The sequence below is a fragment of the Streptomyces cyanogenus genome, from assembly GCF_017526105.1.
GTDB classification, from domain to species: domain Bacteria; phylum Actinomycetota; class Actinomycetes; order Streptomycetales; family Streptomycetaceae; genus Streptomyces; species Streptomyces cyanogenus.
In genome coordinates, this window is sequence record NZ_CP071839.1 from 6453755 (window position 1) to 6470213 (window position 16459).

The 16459-nt window shown below is 71.5% G+C and carries 17 protein-coding genes; 13 read left to right on the plus strand and 4 right to left on the minus strand.

Annotated features, from left to right (window positions below; all coding sequences use genetic code 11):
- Nucleotides 1–4 precede the first annotated feature (4 nt).
- The 3 genes from S1361_RS29090 to S1361_RS29100 all read left to right on the plus strand — a co-directional run bounded on the left by S1361_RS29090 (nucleotide 5) and on the right by S1361_RS29100 (nucleotide 2887).
- Complete coding sequence (locus S1361_RS29090; protein WP_208034864.1) at nucleotides 5–1261, plus strand: sensor histidine kinase; 1257 nt, start codon at nucleotides 5–7, stop codon at nucleotides 1259–1261.
- Nucleotides 1262–1653: 392 nt separating this feature from the next.
- Entirely contained in the window at nucleotides 1654–1950 is a 297-nt protein-coding gene (locus tag S1361_RS29095; RefSeq protein ID WP_003997302.1) for a DUF4193 domain-containing protein, read from the plus strand.
- Between the two features lie 13 nt (nucleotides 1951–1963).
- Nucleotides 1964–2887 (plus strand): hypothetical protein, encoded by a 924-nt coding sequence (locus S1361_RS29100; protein ID WP_208034865.1) that lies wholly within the window; start codon nucleotides 1964–1966, stop codon nucleotides 2885–2887.
- A 16-nt stretch (nucleotides 2888–2903) separates the two neighbouring features.
- Here S1361_RS29100 and S1361_RS29105 read toward each other — a convergent pair whose 3' ends face one another.
- Entirely contained in the window at nucleotides 2904–3368 is a 465-nt protein-coding gene (locus S1361_RS29105) for a DUF3093 domain-containing protein (RefSeq protein ID WP_208034866.1), read from the minus strand.
- Between the two features lie 111 nt (nucleotides 3369–3479).
- Between S1361_RS29105 and S1361_RS29110 the strand changes: the two genes are divergently transcribed.
- From S1361_RS29110 to S1361_RS29145, 8 genes are all read left to right on the plus strand, one after another.
- Nucleotides 3480–4064, plus strand: a complete 585-nt coding sequence (locus tag S1361_RS29110; RefSeq protein ID WP_208034867.1) for a PaaI family thioesterase — start codon at nucleotides 3480–3482, stop codon at nucleotides 4062–4064.
- Nucleotides 4061–4612 (plus strand): dUTP diphosphatase, encoded by a 552-nt coding sequence (gene dut, locus S1361_RS29115; RefSeq protein WP_208034868.1) that lies wholly within the window; start codon nucleotides 4061–4063, stop codon nucleotides 4610–4612. Before S1361_RS29110 ends, dut begins: the two co-directional genes overlap by 4 nt.
- 1 nt (nucleotide 4613) lies before the next feature.
- The gene (locus S1361_RS29120; protein WP_208034869.1) at nucleotides 4614–5375 is read left to right on the plus strand and encodes a DUF3710 domain-containing protein; all 762 of its coding nucleotides are present in this window, start codon (nucleotides 4614–4616) and stop codon (nucleotides 5373–5375) included.
- A 196-nt stretch (nucleotides 5376–5571) separates the two neighbouring features.
- A complete protein-coding gene (locus tag S1361_RS29125; protein WP_208034870.1) occupies nucleotides 5572–6264 on the plus strand; it encodes an ABC transporter ATP-binding protein in 693 nt (230 codons plus the stop codon).
- Between the two features lie 136 nt (nucleotides 6265–6400).
- The gene (locus S1361_RS29130) at nucleotides 6401–8956 is read left to right on the plus strand and encodes a sensor histidine kinase (RefSeq protein ID WP_208034871.1); all 2556 of its coding nucleotides are present in this window, start codon (nucleotides 6401–6403) and stop codon (nucleotides 8954–8956) included.
- A complete protein-coding gene (locus S1361_RS29135) occupies nucleotides 8953–9639 on the plus strand; it encodes a response regulator (RefSeq protein WP_208034872.1) in 687 nt (228 codons plus the stop codon). Before S1361_RS29130 ends, S1361_RS29135 begins: the two co-directional genes overlap by 4 nt.
- A gap of 61 nt (nucleotides 9640–9700) precedes the next feature.
- A complete protein-coding gene (locus tag S1361_RS29140) occupies nucleotides 9701–10099 on the plus strand; it encodes an OB-fold nucleic acid binding domain-containing protein (protein ID WP_208034873.1) in 399 nt (132 codons plus the stop codon).
- A 3-nt stretch (nucleotides 10100–10102) separates the two neighbouring features.
- Nucleotides 10103–10870, plus strand: a complete 768-nt coding sequence (locus S1361_RS29145) for a DUF3159 domain-containing protein (RefSeq protein ID WP_208034874.1) — start codon at nucleotides 10103–10105, stop codon at nucleotides 10868–10870.
- Nucleotides 10871–10932: 62 nt separating this feature from the next.
- Here S1361_RS29145 and S1361_RS29150 read toward each other — a convergent pair whose 3' ends face one another.
- From S1361_RS29150 to S1361_RS29160, 3 genes are all read right to left on the minus strand, one after another.
- Nucleotides 10933–11601, minus strand: a complete 669-nt coding sequence (locus tag S1361_RS29150; protein ID WP_189305043.1) for a potassium channel family protein — start codon at nucleotides 11599–11601, stop codon at nucleotides 10933–10935.
- Nucleotides 11601–12272, minus strand: a complete 672-nt coding sequence (locus tag S1361_RS29155) for a potassium channel family protein (RefSeq protein ID WP_208034875.1) — start codon at nucleotides 12270–12272, stop codon at nucleotides 11601–11603. The genes S1361_RS29150 and S1361_RS29155 overlap by 1 nt, the downstream gene beginning before the upstream one ends.
- Before the next feature lie 63 nt (nucleotides 12273–12335).
- On the minus strand, nucleotides 12336–12482 hold the full coding sequence (locus S1361_RS29160) for a hypothetical protein (protein WP_208034876.1): 147 nt from the start codon (nucleotides 12480–12482) through the stop codon (nucleotides 12336–12338).
- Nucleotides 12483–12643: 161 nt separating this feature from the next.
- Between S1361_RS29160 and S1361_RS29165 the strand changes: the two genes are divergently transcribed.
- Nucleotides 12644–14692 (plus strand): APC family permease, encoded by a 2049-nt coding sequence (locus S1361_RS29165; RefSeq protein ID WP_208034877.1) that lies wholly within the window; start codon nucleotides 12644–12646, stop codon nucleotides 14690–14692.
- Nucleotides 14693–14780: 88 nt separating this feature from the next.
- The gene (locus S1361_RS29170; protein WP_208034878.1) at nucleotides 14781–16109 is read left to right on the plus strand and encodes a class I SAM-dependent RNA methyltransferase; all 1329 of its coding nucleotides are present in this window, start codon (nucleotides 14781–14783) and stop codon (nucleotides 16107–16109) included.
- The last annotated feature ends 350 nt before the right edge of the window (nucleotides 16110–16459 follow it).

Consider the following 16459-nt stretch of genomic DNA (forward strand, 5'->3'; position numbering starts at 1 on the left):
CCCCGTGGCCACGACACCCGCGCCGCCCCAGGCCCCTCCGAAGCCCACCTGGGACCCCAGAAGGCCGCAGCCGCCCTTCCCCTGGCTGCGCCCGACCATCCGGATACGGCTGACGCTGCTGTACGGCGGCATGTTCCTGATCGCCGGCATCCTGCTGCTGTCGATCATCTACCTGCTCGCCGCCCAGGCGATCAGCACCGGCAACCAGCCGCTGTTCAAGATCGTCAGCGGATCGGCGATCAAGGTCACCAGCGACAACTGCCCCGCGGTCACCGCGATCAACTCCGGTCCGGTGCCGCTGTCGGACTTCAACGACGCGATCGCCCACTGTGTGGACCAGCAGCGCCAGGGGGCCCTGGACAACCTGCTCAGCCGGTCCCTGCTGGCCCTGCTGGGCCTCGCCGTGATCGCGTTCGCGTTCGGCTACGCGATGGCCGGCCGCGTGCTGTCCCCGCTCGGCCGGATCACCCGCACCGCCCGCCAGGTGGCCGGCTCGGACCTGTCCCGCCGGATCGAGCTGGACGGCCCGGACGACGAGCTGAAGGAGCTGGCGGACACCTTCGACGACATGCTGGAGCGGCTGCAGCGGGCCTTCACCGCCCAGCAGCGCTTCGTCGGCAACGCCTCGCACGAGCTGCGCACCCCGCTCGCGATCAACAGGACGCTCCTCGAAGTGCACCTGTCGGATCCGAACGCGCCGGTGGAGCTCCAGCAGCTCGGCAAGACGCTGCTCGCCACCAACGAGCGCAGCGAGCAGCTGGTCGAGGGGCTGCTGCTGCTCGCCCGCAGCGACAACCAGATCGTCGAGCGCAAGCCGGTCGACCTGGCCGAGGTCGCCACGCAGGCCATCGACCAGGTGCACGCCGAGGCGGAGGCCAAGGGCGTCTCCATCCGCGGTGAGCGCAAACCGGCCGTGGTGCAGGGCAACGGCGTGCTGCTGGAGCGGATCGCGCTGAACCTGGTCCAGAACGCGGTGCGGTACAACGTTGCGGAGAAGGGCTGGGTCGAGGTGACCACCGAGATCCGGCACGGGCAGGCGGTGCTCACGGTCACGAACACCGGACCGGTGGTGCCGGCGTACGAGATCGACAACCTTTTCGAGCCGTTCCGGCGGCTGCGTACCGAGCGCACCGGCAGCGACAAGGGGGTGGGTCTCGGCCTGTCGATCGTCCGGTCCGTGGCACGGGCGCACGGCGGCCACATCCTGGCCCGGCCCCGCGAGGGCGGTGGTCTGGTGATGCGCGTCACCTTCCCGGTGTGACCCAGACCGACACACGCGGAGGATGTTCGCTTTGCGCGGAATTTCTGGGCGGGTGAACGGGGTTCTTCCTGTGTGATCGATCACATGGGCGGAATTCCGGCCATGTACGCACGGTGATCATGACGGAAGGTGGAAAGCCGGGAAAGTCCTGGTTTTCAGGGCTCTTGATCACGGGAAGTACACGGTGAGGCGCCTTTGAGGTGCGGCATTCGAACCGTGTACGGTCCTCACCGCCATCCAAGCCGATCACTCTTGAGGGGTCGGGTTGGGTGTCGATTGAGTAACAGACCTTGATGTGAGGCAAAATCTCCGCCTCAGGTCGGGCACAAGTCCGGCCTCTCACGCGTTACGTGCGCTGGAGACACCGCAGACACCCAGAGGGGGAGAGCGATATGGCAACCGATTACGACACTCCACGCAAGACCGACGACGACGTCGACTCGGACAGCCTTGAGGAGCTGAAGGCCAGGCGGAACGACAAGTCCACCTCGTCGGTGGACGTCGACGAGTTCGAGGCCGCCGAGGGCCTCGAACTGCCCGGAGCCGACCTCTCCAACGAGGAACTGGCCGTCCGGGTGCTGCCCAAGCAGCAGGACGAGTTCACCTGCATGAGCTGCTTCCTGGTGCACCACCGCAGCCAGCTGGCCAGGGAGAAGAACGGTCAGCCGATCTGCCGCGACTGCGACTGAGGACGGGTCGGCCATGTCTGGCTCGACCCCTCCCCGGAAGCGCCGCTTCCCCCTGCGGAAAGCAGATAAAGCGGACCAAGGGCCGATCGACGGCCCGCACGGCGCGCGTGACGACGAGCGGGGCTCACCCGGAGCGGGAGCCTCGCTCGGGCCGGCGCCCGAGCCGGGCGGCCTGCCGGCGCCGGCACGGCAGCCCGCACCCGTCGCCCGGCGCCGGGCGACGGCGATGCGTGAGAAGGCCCGGGAACTGACCCGGGAAGGCGCCCGAAGGGGCGGCAGCCGGGCCCGCGCGGGGCTGGCGTACCTCACGGACCGCATCATCGAGCTCGCCCCGCGCATCCCCGTACGCGACCTCGCGACCCTGCGCAGACAGTTCCCCGGCCTCGGACCCGAGGAACTCGCCGACAAACTGGTGGCCGGCGCGGCGGCCGGCACCTCCACCGTCGGAGCCGGGATCGGAGCGGCGGCGATGCTGCCGGTGCCGCCGGCCATGCCGACCGAACTGGCCGCCGAGATCACCGGGGTCGCCGCGATCGAGCTGAAACTGATCGCCGAACTGCACGAGGTCTACGGGGTCCGGCCGCCGGGCGGCCTGAGAACCCGCACCGCCGCGTATCTGTCCTCCTGGTCGGAGGAGCGCGGGATCGACGTGACGAAGCCGTCGACGTACGACACGGCCCTGGGCGGCCGGATGAAGCGCCAGCTGCGCCAGCAGATCATGAAGCGGATGGTCCGCAACCTGCCCAACCTGATGCCGTTCATGGTGGGAGCCGCGGTCGGGGCGGTCATGAACCGCCGGGACACCAGAAGCCTCGCGGCCCGGGTCCGGGCCGACCTGCGCAGGATCCAGGTGCCGTGGGACGCGCTGCCGGAGCTGCCGCCCCTGGAGAAACCGGCCGACCCCGTCGAACTGCGCAAGCTGCCAGGCGAGCTGTAGGCGCGCTCAGGCGGCTCTAGGCGTGCGCCGTGCGTGCCGCCTCGATGGCCGCGGCCAGCCGCTCCGGCTCCCGCGTCGACAGGTACAGGTACGGCGTCGGGTCCTGCGGGTCCGTGACCTCCACCCGCAGCGCCGTCGGGATGTAGGCGCGCAGCAGCAGGAAGGCGCGGGTGTCGGCCTTGTGGGTCCGCCAGGCGCGGGCCTCCTCCGCGTCCAGCACCTCCGTCGCGCCCAGCACCGCCACCGGGATCTTCGCCTCGCCCGCGATCAGGGAGTCGCCCACGACCCGGATGCGCGGGGAGCCGTAGGCGCTGGCCACCACGGCCGCCGCCGCGGTACCGCCGACCAGCCCGCCGAGCAGCGGCAGGGTGCCGAAGGGCAGCAGGATCAGGGCGAACGAGACGCCCACCAGGAAGCTGATCAGCCACCACGAGCGGGGGGCGGTGAGGCGTTCTTCGTAGGGGGTGGCGGAGAGCTGCATGGAGCCAAGCTTGGCACGGGATCCGCGGCCGCCCGGAGTCGGGGCGGGCGGCGCCGGGCGCCGTCGAGCAGCGCGGTGCGGGTGACGGGAGGGCGGGTAAGGTCTGCGGCTGTGAGTGGTAGTTCCGCAGCTCTTCAGCCTCCCGCCGACGCGGGGAAACCGGTACGGCACCCCGACGCGCCCCCGCCCGGGCAGCTTCTCGGCGCCCACTACGAACACTGTTTCGGGTGCGGCCCCAGGCAGCCGCACGGACTGCACCTGGAGGCCCGCGCCGGCGAGGGCGTCTCGCTGACCGCCGAGTTCACCGTGCAGCCCGCCCACCAGGGTGCCCCGGGCCTCGCGCACGGGGGAGTGCTCGCCACGGCCCTGGACGAGACCCTCGGCTCGCTGAACTGGCTGCTGCGGACCATCGCCGTCACCGGGCGGCTGGAGACGGACTTCGTCCGGCCCGTGCCCGTGGGCACGACGCTGCATCTGGAGGCCGAGGTCACGGCCGTCGCCGGGCGGAAGATCTACTCCACCGCCACCGGGCGCCTCGGCGGCCCCGACGGGCCGGTCGCCGTGCGCGCCGACGCCCTCTTCATCGAGGTCAAGGTGGATCACTTCATCGACCACGGCCGCAAGGAGGAGATCCAGGCCGCCATGAGCGATCCCGACCGGATGCGGCGCGCCCGCGCCTTCGAGGTGAACCCGTGAGCCGTGACCCGCTGAACGTGCTGATCCGGCGCGTCGACCCGGACGTACCGCTTCCGGCGTACGAGCATCCCGGGGACGCCGGAGCCGATCTGCGCACCACCGAGGCCTGCGAGCTGAAGCCCGGCGAGCGGGCCGTCCTGCCCACGGGGGTGTCGATCGCCCTGCCGGAGGGGTACGCGGCCTTCGTGCATCCGCGTTCCGGCCTCGCCGCCCGCTGCGGTGTCGCCCTCGTGAATGCCCCGGGGACGGTTGATGCCGGGTACCGTGGGGAGATCAAGGTGATCGTGGTGAATCTCGACCCGCGCGAGAGCGTGCGGTTCGAGCGCTTCGACCGGATTGCCCAACTGGTCGTCCAGCAGGTCGAGAAGGTCCGCTTCCGGGAGGTCGCGGAGCTTCCCGGCTCGGCGCGGGCCGAAGGGGGCTTCGGGTCCACCGGTGGCCATGCCGCGGTGGGCGACGAGAGCGGCACAAGCGGTCAGGCCGCCGAGGGCGGTCCGACGGGTGGGAATCGATACGCTTCGGTCGTATCCGACCGGGAAGGACAGTGACGTGTTCGGACGTCGCAAGAAGAAGGGTGCCGCCGAGGACGCGGCCGGCGAGGCCGAGCAGGTCGTCGACAGCGTCGACACCGAGGCGGACGAGGAGGAGGCCGAGCGCGAGCGCGTCCGGCTGGAGCCCGGGCCCCGGCCCGACGGTCCGTGGGACAGCACCGAGGTGCGCGACCCGGCCGAGGGCCGCGTGGACCTCGGCGGCCTGTTCGTGCCGGGCGTCGACGGCATGGAACTGCGGGTCGAGGTCGCCGGTGACGCCATCGTCGCCGCGACCGTCGTGCTGCGCGACAGCGCCATCCAGCTCCAGGCGTTCGCCGCGCCCAAGCGCGAGGGCATCTGGGGCGAGGTCCGCGAGGAGATCGCCTCCGGCATCACCCAGCAGGGTGGCATCGTCGACGAGGTCGAGGGCCCGCTCGGGTGGGAGCTGCGCGCCCAGGTGCCGGTCCAGCTGCCCGACGGCACCGGCGGCTTCCAGGTCGTACGGTTCGTCGGCGTGGACGGCCCGCGCTGGTTCCTGCGCGGTGTGATCTCCGGCCAGGGCGCGGTGCAGCCGCAGGCGGCCGGGCTGCTGGAGCAGATCTTCCGGGACACCGTCGTGGTCCGCGGTGAGGGTCCGATGGCCCCGCGCGACCCGATCGTCCTCAAGCTGCCCAACGACGCGCAGATGGTCCCCGAGGGGGTCCAGCAGGAGGAGGGTTCGCGCTTCTCCGGTGGTATGGGGCAGCTGCAGCGGGGGCCCGAGATCACGGAAGTCCGCTAGGCGCTCCGCCGCGTTCAGCCGTTCATCTCGGCGGGCCGTGCCTCCAGGGTGCGGCCCGCCTTCTTGCGGGATCTCGCCATCGCGGATCCGCCGTTGCCGGGTGCGGGTTCCCCGTGGCGGGTCGCGTGGTTCCCCGCGCCCTTACGGGGCGCTGCCCGGCCGGTGATACTGATGCTCGGTCGACGGGGGAGGGGACATGGGCCATGTGGTCACCGAGACCATGGTGCGGGTCGAGGGCGTGCACAAGTCGTACGGTGCCGGGGCCGCCGCCGTGCACGCGTTGCGCGGGGTGTCCTTCGAGGTGCCGCGGGGTGAACTCGTCGCCCTCGAAGGACGGTCGGGCTCCGGCAAGACCACCCTGCTGAACATCGTCGGCGGGCTGGACACGCCCGACCGGGGCCGGGTCGAGGTGGAGGGCCGGGACCTCGCCCGGCTCGGTGAGAGCGAGCTGCTGCGGCTGCGGCGGGACCGGATCGGTTTCGTCTTCCAGTCCTTCGGGCTGATCCCGATCCTGAGCGCCGCCGAGAACGTCGGCGTACCGCTGCGGCTGCGCCGTGCCGAGCCACGCGAGCGGGAGGAGCGGGTCGAACTGCTGCTGTCCCTCGTAGGGCTCGCCGGGCACGCGGCGCAGCGGCCCGGTGAGCTGTCGGGCGGCCAGCAGCAGCGGGTCGCCATCGCGCGGGCCCTCGCCAACCGGCCCGCGCTGCTCATCGCCGACGAGCCGACCGGCCAGCTCGACGCCGAGACCGGGCACGCCGTCATGGAACTGCTGCGGGCGGTCGTCCACAGCGAGCGGGTCACCGCCCTGGTCGCCACGCACGACGCGACCCTGCTGGACCTGGCCGACCGGGTGCTGGAACTGCGTGACGGGGAGATCACCGAGCACTGAGCCCCGGGCCGGCCGTGCTGCACATCAGGGCCGCGTCAAAGTTGCCCGCCGCTCGCACTCCTGAGCCGATCGGCCGTGATCGCCGGCCGTAGGGTCGACGCTGCGCAGACAACAGGCACGGGAAGACAATGAGGCCATGGCACGCGGCAAGCTTCGGATCTACCTCGGCGCGGCGCCGGGCGTGGGCAAGACCTACGCCATGCTCGCCGAGGCGCACCGCCGGGTGGAGCGGGGCACCGACTGCGTGGTCGCGGTCGTGGAGCACTACGGCCGGCCGCGCACCGAGGTGCTGCTGCACGGCCTGGAGCAGGTGCCGCGCCGGCAGCTGGAGCACCGGGGGGCCACCTTCGGCGAGATGGACGTCGACGCCGTGCTGCGCCGGGCGCCCGCCGTCGCGCTCGTGGACGAACTGGCCCACACCAACGTCCCCGGGTCCCGCAACACCAAGCGCTGGCAGGACGTCGAGGAGCTGCTCGCCGCCGGCATCGACGTGATCTCGACCGTCAACATCCAGCACCTGGAGTCACTCGGCGACGTCGTGGAGTCGATCACCGGGGTGCGCCAGCGCGAGACCGTCCCCGACGAGGTCGTCCGCCGGGCCGACCAGATCGAGCTGGTCGACATGTCCCCGCAGGCCCTGCGCCGCCGCATGGCGCACGGCAACATCTACCAGCCGGACAAGGTCGACGCGGCGCTGTCCAACTACTTCCGCCCCGGCAACCTCACCGCCCTGCGCGAGCTGGCGCTGCTGTGGGTGGCCGACCGGGTCGACGAGTACCTGAACGCGTACCGCAGCGAGCACCGGGTCTCGAAGATATGGGGCTCGCGGGAGCGGATCGTGGTCGGCCTGACCGGAGGCCCCGAGGGACGCACCCTGATCCGGCGGGCCGCGCGGCTCGCCGAGAAGGGCGCCGGCGGGGAGGTCCTCGCCGTCTACATCGCCCGCAGCGACGGGCTGACCTCGGCCTCCCCGAAGGAACTGGCCGTCCAGCGCACCCTGGTCGAGGACCTCGGCGGCACCTTCCACCACGTGGTCGGCGACGATGTCCCGGCCGCCCTGCTGGACTTCGCGCGCGGGGTGAACGCCACCCAGATCGTCCTCGGCTCCTCGCGCCGCAAGGCCTGGCAGTACGTCTTCGGGCCCGGCGTCGGCGCCACGGTGGCCCGGGACTCCGGCCCCGACCTGGACGTGCACATCGTCACCCACGAGGAGGTCGCCAAGGGCCGGGGGCTGCCCGTGGCCCGCGGCGGCCGGCTCGGGCGGGCCCGGATCGTCTGGGGCTGGGCGGTCGGCCTGGCCGGCCCCGTGGTCCTCGCGGTGCTGCTGAACAGCGTCGACCTGGGCCTCGCCAACGACATGATGCTGTTCCTGGCGGTCACGGTCGCCGCGGCCCTGCTCGGCGGCCTGCCGCCCGCGCTGGCCTCGGCGGCCCTCGGCTCGCTGCTGCTGAACTACTTCCACACCCCGCCGCTGCACCGGCTGACCGTCGCCGACCCCAGGAACGTCGTCGCCATCGCGATCTTCTTCGGGGTCGCCATGGCGGTCGCCTCGGTGGTCGACCTCGCCGCCCGGCGCACCCACCAGGCCGCCCGGCTGCGCGCCGAGTCCGAGATCCTGTCCTTCCTCGCCGGGAACGTGCTGCGCGGCGAGACCAGCCTGGAGGAACTGCTGGAACGGGTCCGCGAGACCTTCGCCATGGAGTCGGCCGCCCTGCTGGAACGCGAGAGCGACGTGGCGCCCTGGACCTGCGCGGGCCGCGCCGGCCTCGGGCCGCCGCTGGAGCGCCCCGAGGACGCCGACGTCGACATGCCGGTCGGCGACCACATGGCGCTCGCGCTCACCGGCCGCGTGCTGCCCGCCGAGGACCGCCGGGTGCTGGCCGCCTTCGCCGCCCAGGCCGCCGTCGTGCTGGACCGCAGGAGGCTCCGGGAGGAGGCCGACCGGGCCCGCGCGCTCGCCGAGGGCAACCGCATCCGCACCGCCCTGCTGGCCGCCGTCAGCCACGACCTGCGCACCCCGCTGGCCGGCATCAAGGCCGCCGTGTCGTCCCTGCGCTCCGACGACGTCTCCTGGTCGGAGGAGGACCAGGCGGAGCTGCTGGAGGGCATCGAGGAGGGCGCCGACCGGCTCGACCACCTCGTCGGCAACCTGCTCGACATGTCCCGCCTCCAGACCGGTACGGTCACGCCGCTGATCCGCGAGATCGACGTGGACGAGGTCGTACCGATGGCGCTGGGCGGCGTGCCCGAGGACAGTGTCGAGCTGGACGTGCCCGAGACGCTGCCGATGGTCGCCGTCGACCCCGGGCTGCTGGAGCGGTCGGTGGCCAACCTGGTGGAGAACGCCGTCAAGTACAGCCCGCGCGGGCGGCGCGTGCTGGTGTCCGCTAGCGCCATCGCCGACCGGGTGGAGGTGCGCGTGGTGGACCGCGGGCCGGGCGTGCCGGACGAGGCGAAGGATCGTATCTTCGAGCCCTTCCAGCGGTACGGTGACGCTCCGCGCGGTGCCGGCGTAGGGCTCGGCCTCGCCGTCGCCCGCGGCTTCGCCGAGGCCATGGGCGGCACCCTCAACGCCGAGGACACGCCGGGGGGCGGACTCACCATGGTGCTCACCCTCCGCGCGGCCGGACCACGCTCCCAGCCCCTCCCCTCCGGGGCGGGCAGCGCAGAACCAGAAAGGCAGACCCTATGACCCGGGTGCTCGTGGTCGACGACGAGCCGCAGATCGTGCGCGCCCTCGTGATCAACCTCAAGGCGCGCAGGTACGAGGTGGACGCGGCACCCGACGGCACGACGGCGCTCGAACTCGCCGCCGCCCGCCACCCCGACGTGGTCGTCCTCGACCTGGGTCTGCCCGACATGGACGGCGTCGAGGTGATCAAGGGACTGCGCGGCTGGACCCGGGTGCCGATCCTGGTGCTGTCCGCCCGCCACTCCTCCGACGAGAAGGTCGAGGCGCTGGACGCGGGCGCCGACGACTACGTGACCAAGCCGTTCGGCATGGACGAGCTGCTGGCCCGGCTGCGGGCCGCCGTCCGCCGGGCCGAGCCGGCCGGGCCGGGCGAGGACGACCTGACGACCGTCGAGACCGCGGGTTTCACCGTCGACCTCGCCGCCAAGAAGGTCAACCGCGGCGGCAAGGACGTCCGGCTCACCCCGACCGAGTGGCACCTGCTGGAGGTGCTGGTCCGCAACACCGGCCGGCTGGTCGGCCAGAAGCAGCTGCTGCAGGAGGTGTGGGGGCCGTCGTACGGGACCGAGACCAACTACCTGCGGGTGTACATGGCCCAGCTGCGGCGCAAGCTGGAGTCGGACCCCTCGCACCCCCGGCACTTCATCACCGAGCCGGGGATGGGCTACCGGTTCGAGAAGTAGCGCGTCCGCAGGGAACCAGCGGGCTTACGGTCCTGTCGGCGGTCCCCGGTACGCTTCAGATATGACTGCTGTTCCTCGTTCCGAAAAGCCGGCCGGCAGGTTCCGGCGCATGCTCGACCGGCTCTCCTCGTCGCAGGAGGACCTTGAGTCCGAGGAGCTGCGCGAAGACGCCGAGACGGCGGGCTGCACGAAGATCGGCGACTGTCAGGACCGGCAGATCGTCACCGTTACTGGTACCTTGCGCACGGTCACCCTGCGCCCCCGCGCCGGAGTCCCGGCCCTGGAAGCCGAGCTGTTCGACGGCTCCGCGGCGCTGGACGTGGTGTGGCTCGGCAGGCGCTCCATCGTGGGCATAGAACCGGGGCGCAAGCTGATCGCATCAGGCCGGATCTCGATGAGCCGGGGCCGCCGGGTGCTGTTCAACCCGAAATACGAACTGCGACCCCTCGGACGGGAGTAGCCGGTGACGTCCCTCGACAAGCCGACCGAAGACACCGACCAGACTCGGCCCGACGACGCCCGCGCGGTGACCGAGGCGGCGCTGTTCGAGGCCTTCGGCGGGGTCCGCGGCATGGTCGAGACGGTCCTGCCCGGCCTGCTCTTCGTCACGATCTTCACGATCGACAAGGACCTGCACCTCTCCGCGATCGCCGCGCTGGCGGTCTCCCTGGTGCTGGTCGTGGTCCGGCTGGCCATGAAGGACACCGTCAAGCACGCGTTCAGCGGTGTCTTCGGCGTGGTCTTCGGCGTGGTGTTCGCGATGTTCACCGGCAACGCCAAGGACTTCTACCTCCCCGGCATGCTCTACACGCTGGGCATGGCGCTGGCCTACATCGTCACGACCCTGGCGGGCGTACCCCTGATCGGCCTCATCCTCGGCCCGATCTTCAAGGAGAACCTCTCCTGGCGCACCCGCAACCCCGGCCGCAAGAAGGCGTACGCCAAGGCCAGCTGGGCCTGGGGTCTGATCCTGCTCGCCAAGTGCGCGATCCTCTTCCCGCTGTACTGGTGGGCCGACACCGCGCAGCTCGGCTGGGTCCTGGTCATCCTGAAGATCCCGCCGTTCCTGCTGGCGGTCTGGCTGACCTGGGTCTTCCTCGCGAAGGCGCCCGCGCCGATCGACGTGTTCGCGGAGCTGGAGGCCGAGGAGAAGGCCGAGCAGGAGCGCAAGGCCGCCCAGGCCGCCGAGAGCGGCGAGGCGTCCGGGGGACGGCACCGCCGGGAGGCGTGAGCGGTCCGCCGTACGACGAAGAAGGGCGCCCCTGCCGGCAGGGGCGCCCTTTCCTCGTGCGGTCAGTCCTCGCGCCGCACCGACAGCAGATCCTCCAGCTGCTCCTCCCGGGCCTGCGCGGCCACGAACAGCAGCTCGTCGCCCGGCTCCAGGGAGTCCTCCTTGGAGGGGGTCAGCACGCGGGTGCCGCGGATGATCGTGACCAGGGAGGTGTCCTCGGGCCACTCCACGTCGCCGACCTGCGTGCCGGCCAGGGCCGACTCCTCCGGCAGGGTCAGCTCGACGAGGTTGGCGTCGCCGTGGCTGAAGCGCAGCAGCCGGACCAGGTCGCCGACGCTCACCGCCTCCTCGACCAGAGCGGACATCAGGCGCGGGGTGGAGACGGCGACGTCCACGCCCCAGGCCTCGTTGAACAGCCACTCGTTCTTGGGGTTGTTGACGCGGGCGACGACGCGCGGGACGCCGTACTCCGTCTTGGCGAGCAGCGAGACGACCAGGTTCACCTTGTCGTCGCCGGTCGCGGCGATCACGACGTTGCAGCGCTGCAGCGCCGCCTCGTCCAGGGAGGTGATCTCGCAGGCGTCGGCCAGCAGCCACTCCGCCTGCGGAACGCGCTCGACCGAGATGGCGGTCGGCGCCTTGTCGATCAGCAGGACCTCGTGGCCGTTCTCCAGCAGCTCGCCCGCGATCGAGCGGCCGACCGCGCCGGCCCCGGCAATGGCGACCCTCATCAGTGACCGCCCTCCTCTTCCGGGCCACCGGCGAACGCCGCCTCGACCTTGTCCACGTCGTCCGCCCGCATCATCACGTGCACGAGGTCGCCCTCCTGCAGCACCGTCTGCGAGGTGGGCAGGATCGCCTCGCCCAGCCGGGTCAGGAACGCCACCCGGACGCCCGTCTCCTCCTGCAACTTGCTGATCTTGTGGCCCACCCACTTCGGCGAGGCGTGCACCTCGGCGAGCTGCACCCCGCCGGTGGGGTCGCGCCACAGCGGCTCGGCCCCGGAGGGCAGCAGCCGGCGCAGCATCTGGTCTGCGGTCCAGCGGACCGTGGCCACCGTCGGGATGCCCAGGCGCTGGTAGACCTCGGCGCGGCGGGGGTCGTAGATGCGGGCGGCCACGTTCTCCACGCCGAACATCTCCCGGGCCACGCGCGCGGAGATGATGTTGGAGTTGTCCCCGCTGGAGACCGCGGCGAAGGCGCCGGCCTCCTCGATGCCCGCCTCGCGCAGAGTGTCCTGGTCGAAGCCGACGCCGGTCACGCGGCGGCCCCCGAATCCCGGGCCCAGCCGGCGGAAGGCGGTGGGGTCCTGGTCGATCACGGCGACCGTGTGTCCCTGTTGCTCCAGGGTCTGGGCGAGAGCGGAACCCACTCTCCCACAGCCCATGATGACGATGTGCACGACCGTCCTTCCGGTGTCCAAAAGTGACTGCTCAGCATCAGGGTCTCAGACCGACGCCCAAAGCTACACACGGGCGCCGCGCGGCGGGCACCCCTGTGCCGGGGCCGGCCGCGGACGGCGGCGAGTGATGCTGCGCACGCTGCACAGGGTCAGGATTCCGAGGCCGCCGAGGGCGAGCAGCGCCCCGATCAGCTCCGCGGTCGCGGGCATGGAACCTCCGAAGTGCGATGACAGGCCGGGTTTGCCATCTAGGCACGGGGGGCATACGGACCACGGATTCCGCAGTTCCGTGCGCCCCTGATTTCACTCGTGAGGCAGATCCAGCACGCCGGGTGGGCGGGTGCCAGTTCGAAGGCTTACGATCCTCTCTCGTGTCCAAACTGACCGACGTGCCCAAACGGATCCTGATCGGGCGCGCACTGCGCAGTGACCGGCTGGGGGAAACGCTCCTGCCGAAGCGCATCGCACTCCCCGTCTTCGCCTCCGACCCGCTGTCCTCCGTCGCCTACGCGCCGGGGGAGGTCCTGCTCGTTCTGTCCATCGCGGGCGTGTCGGCGTACCACTTCAGCCCCTGGATCGCGGTCGCGGTCGTGGTGCTGATGTTCACCGTGGTCGCCTCGTACCGGCAGAACGTGCACGCCTACCCGAGCGGTGGCGGCGACTACGAGGTCGCGACCACCAACCTCGGCCCCAGGGCCGGCCTCACCGTGGCCAGCGCGCTGCTCGTCGACTACGTCCTGACCGTCGCCGTCTCCATCTCCTCCGGCATCGAGAACCTCGGCTCCGCGATCCCCTTCGTGGTCGAGCACAAGGTGTTCTGCGCGGCCGCCGTGATCGTGCTGCTGACGCTGATGAACCTGCGGGGCGTGAAGGAGTCGGGCAAGCTCTTCGCGATCCCGACGTACGTCTTCGTCGGCGGCGTCTTCATCATGATCGCGTGGGGTGCCTTCCGCGGGCTGGTCCTCGGCGACACCATGCGCGCCCCGACGGCCGACTACCACATCAAGGCCGAGCACGAGGGCCTCGCCGGCTTCGCGCTGGTCTTCCTGCTGCTGCGTGCCTTCTCCTCCGGCTGTGCGGCCCTCACCGGCGTCGAGGCCATCTCCAACGGCGTCCCGGCCTTCCGCAAGCCCAAGTCGAAGAACGCGGCCACCACGCTCGCCATGATGGGCCTGCTGGCCGTCACCATGTTCTGCGGCATCATCGCGCTCGCCATGACCACCCAGGTCCGCATGGCCGAGAAGCCGGCCACCGACCTGCTGCACAACGGCGTCCCGCTCGGCTCCGGCTATGTCCAGAACCCGGTGATCTCCCAGGTCGCCGAGGCGGTCTTCGGCAAGGGCAGCTTCCTGTTCGTCCTGCTCGCCGCAGCCACCGCGCTGGTCCTGTTCCTGGCCGCCAACACGGCCTACAACGGCTTCCCGCTGCTCGGCTCGATCCTCGCCCAGGACCGCTACCTGCCGCGCCAGCTGCACACCCGCGGCGACCGGCTCGCCTTCTCCAACGGCATCGTGCTGCTCGCGGGCGCCGCGATGCTGCTGGTGTTCATCTACGGCGCGGACTCCACCCGCCTGATCCAGCTGTACATCGTCGGCGTGTTCGTGTCCTTCACGCTCAGCCAGACCGGCATGGTCCGGCACTGGAACCGCCACCTCGCCGTCGAGAAGGACCCGGCCAAGCGCAGCCACATGATCCGCTCCCGCGCGATCAACGCGTTCGGCGCCTTCTTCACCGGCCTGGTGCTCGTCGTCGTCCTGGTCACCAAGTTCACGCACGGCGCCTGGGTGGCCCTGCTCGGCATGGTCATCTTCTACGCGACGATGACCGCGATCCGGAAGCACTACGACCGGGTCGCCGAGGAGATCGCCGCGCCCGAGGGCCCGAGCGACGACATGGTCCGCCCCTCCCGCGTCCACTCCGTGGTGCTGATCTCCAAGATCCACCGTCCCACGCTGCGCGCCCTGGCCTACGCCAAGCTGATGCGTTCGGACACCCTGGAGGCGCTGACCGTCAACGTCGACCCGGCCGAGACCAAGGCGCTGCGCGACGAGTGGGAGCGGCGCGGGATCGACGTACCGCTGAAGGTCCTGGACTCGCCGTACCGCGAGATCACCCGGCCGATCATCGAGTACGTCAAGAGCCTGCGCAAGGAGTCCCCGCGCGACGCGGTCTCCGTGATCATCCCCGAGTACGTGGTCGGCCACTGGTACGAGCACCTGCTGCACAACCAGAGCGCCCTGCGCCTGAAGGGCCGCCTGCTGTTCACGCCCGGCGTGATGGTCACCTCCGTCCCCTACCAGCTGGCCTCCTCCGAGGCCGCCCGGGCCCGCGCCCGCAAGCGGCAGGAGTGGAACGCGCCGGGCGCGGTCCGGCGGGGCCCGGCCGTGGAGCGGCCGAAGGAGCCCTCGGCCAAGGACTGAGGCGCGGTGGGGAGGCCGTAGACTGGTGGGCTGTTGTCGGGCCCGCCGTCGCGGGCCGCCCCGCTGCCGATCTGGAGTCACCCCCACCATGCCCGCAGAACCGAAGAAGTCGCTGGTGGGGGAGGAGTACGAGGTCGAGATCGGCCCCGTCGCCCACGGCGGCCACTGCATCGCCCGTACGTCCGAGGGTCAGGTGCTGTTCGTCCGGCACGCGCTGCCGGGCGAGCGGGTCGTGGCCCGGGTGACCGAGGGCGAGGAGGGCGCCCGCTTCCTGCGCGCGGACGCCGTACGGGTCCTGGAGGCGTCCAAGGACCGCATCGAGGCGCCCTGCCCCTTCGCCGGCCCCGGCCGTTGCGGCGGCTGTGACTGGCAGCACGCCAAGCCGGGCGCCCAGCGCCGGCTGAAGGCCGACGTCATCGCCGAGCAGCTCCAGCGGCTCGCCGGCCTCACGCCCGAGGAGGCCGGCTGGGACGGCACCGTGGTGCCGGCCGAGGGCGACAAGCTGCCCGCCGGCCAGGTTCCGCAGTGGCGCACCCGCGTCCAGTACGCGGTGGACGCCGAGGGCCACGCCGGTCTGCGCCGGCACCGCTCGCACGAGGTCGAGCGCATCGACCACTGCATGATCGCGGCGGCCGGCGTGAGCGAGCTGGGCATCGAGAAGCGGGACTGGACCGGCATGGAGTCGGTCGAGGCGATCGCGGCGAGCGGCTCCCAGGACCGCCAGGTGATCCTCACCCCGCGCCCCGGCGGCCGCCTCCCGCTGGTCGAGCTGGACAAGCCGGTGTCGGTCCAGCGGGTCGACGAGAAGAGCGGCGGCGTGCACCGCGTCCACGGCCGCCCCTTCGTGCGCGAGCGCGCGGACGGCCGTACGTACCGGGTGGGCAACGGCGGCTTCTGGCAGGTCCACCCGAAGGCGGCGGACACGCTCGTGACGGCCGTCATGCAGGGGCTGATGCCGCGCAAGGGCGAGACGGCCCTGGACCTCTACTGCGGGGTCGGCCTCTTCGCCGGCGCGCTCGCCGACCGCCTCGGCGAGAAGGGCGCGGTCCTCGGCATCGAGTCCGGCAAGCGGGCGGTGGAGGACGCCCGGCACAACCTGGCCGACTTCCCGCGGATCCGCATCGAGCAGGGCAAGGTCGAGTCCGTCCTGCCGCGCACCGGCATCACCGAGGTCGACCTCATCGTCCTCGACCCCCCGAGGGCAGGCGCAGGCCGCAACACGGTCGCCCACCTCGCCTCCCTGAACGCCCGCCGCATCGCCTACGTCGCCTGCGACCCCGCCGCGCTGGCCAGGGACCTGGGGTACTTCCGCGAGGGCGGGTACCGGGTGCGGACGCTTCGGGCGTTCGACCTGTTTCCGATGACGTCGCACGTGGAGTGCGTGGCGATTCTTGAGCCTGCCCAAAAGGGTCTCTGACCTGCGGTTTTCTTGGGTTCTTCAGGTGTGATCGGCGGTGCTCGACCTGTTTTCCGAAGTGCATGACGTGAAGCGCGTCGTATGCCTCACGAACGACGCTGACCTGGCGTTTCATGACTTCGCGCTGGGACGATGTGTGAACGTCAGCCGTATCGGCGCGGACGGCGGCAGGTCGTCTCGACGCTGAGATGACGCTCTTTCTGATGGTCTGTCACCTTGCGGCCGGGGGGCATGGAGTGATCTTCTGCCGCCTTGGTCCGCCAGCGCCTGGCGCTGCTCGGCCTCGGTGCCCTCATGGATGGCCGTGCCGCCATCGACCGGGCGGGGCCGGGGGCTCTGAAGCGGTCATC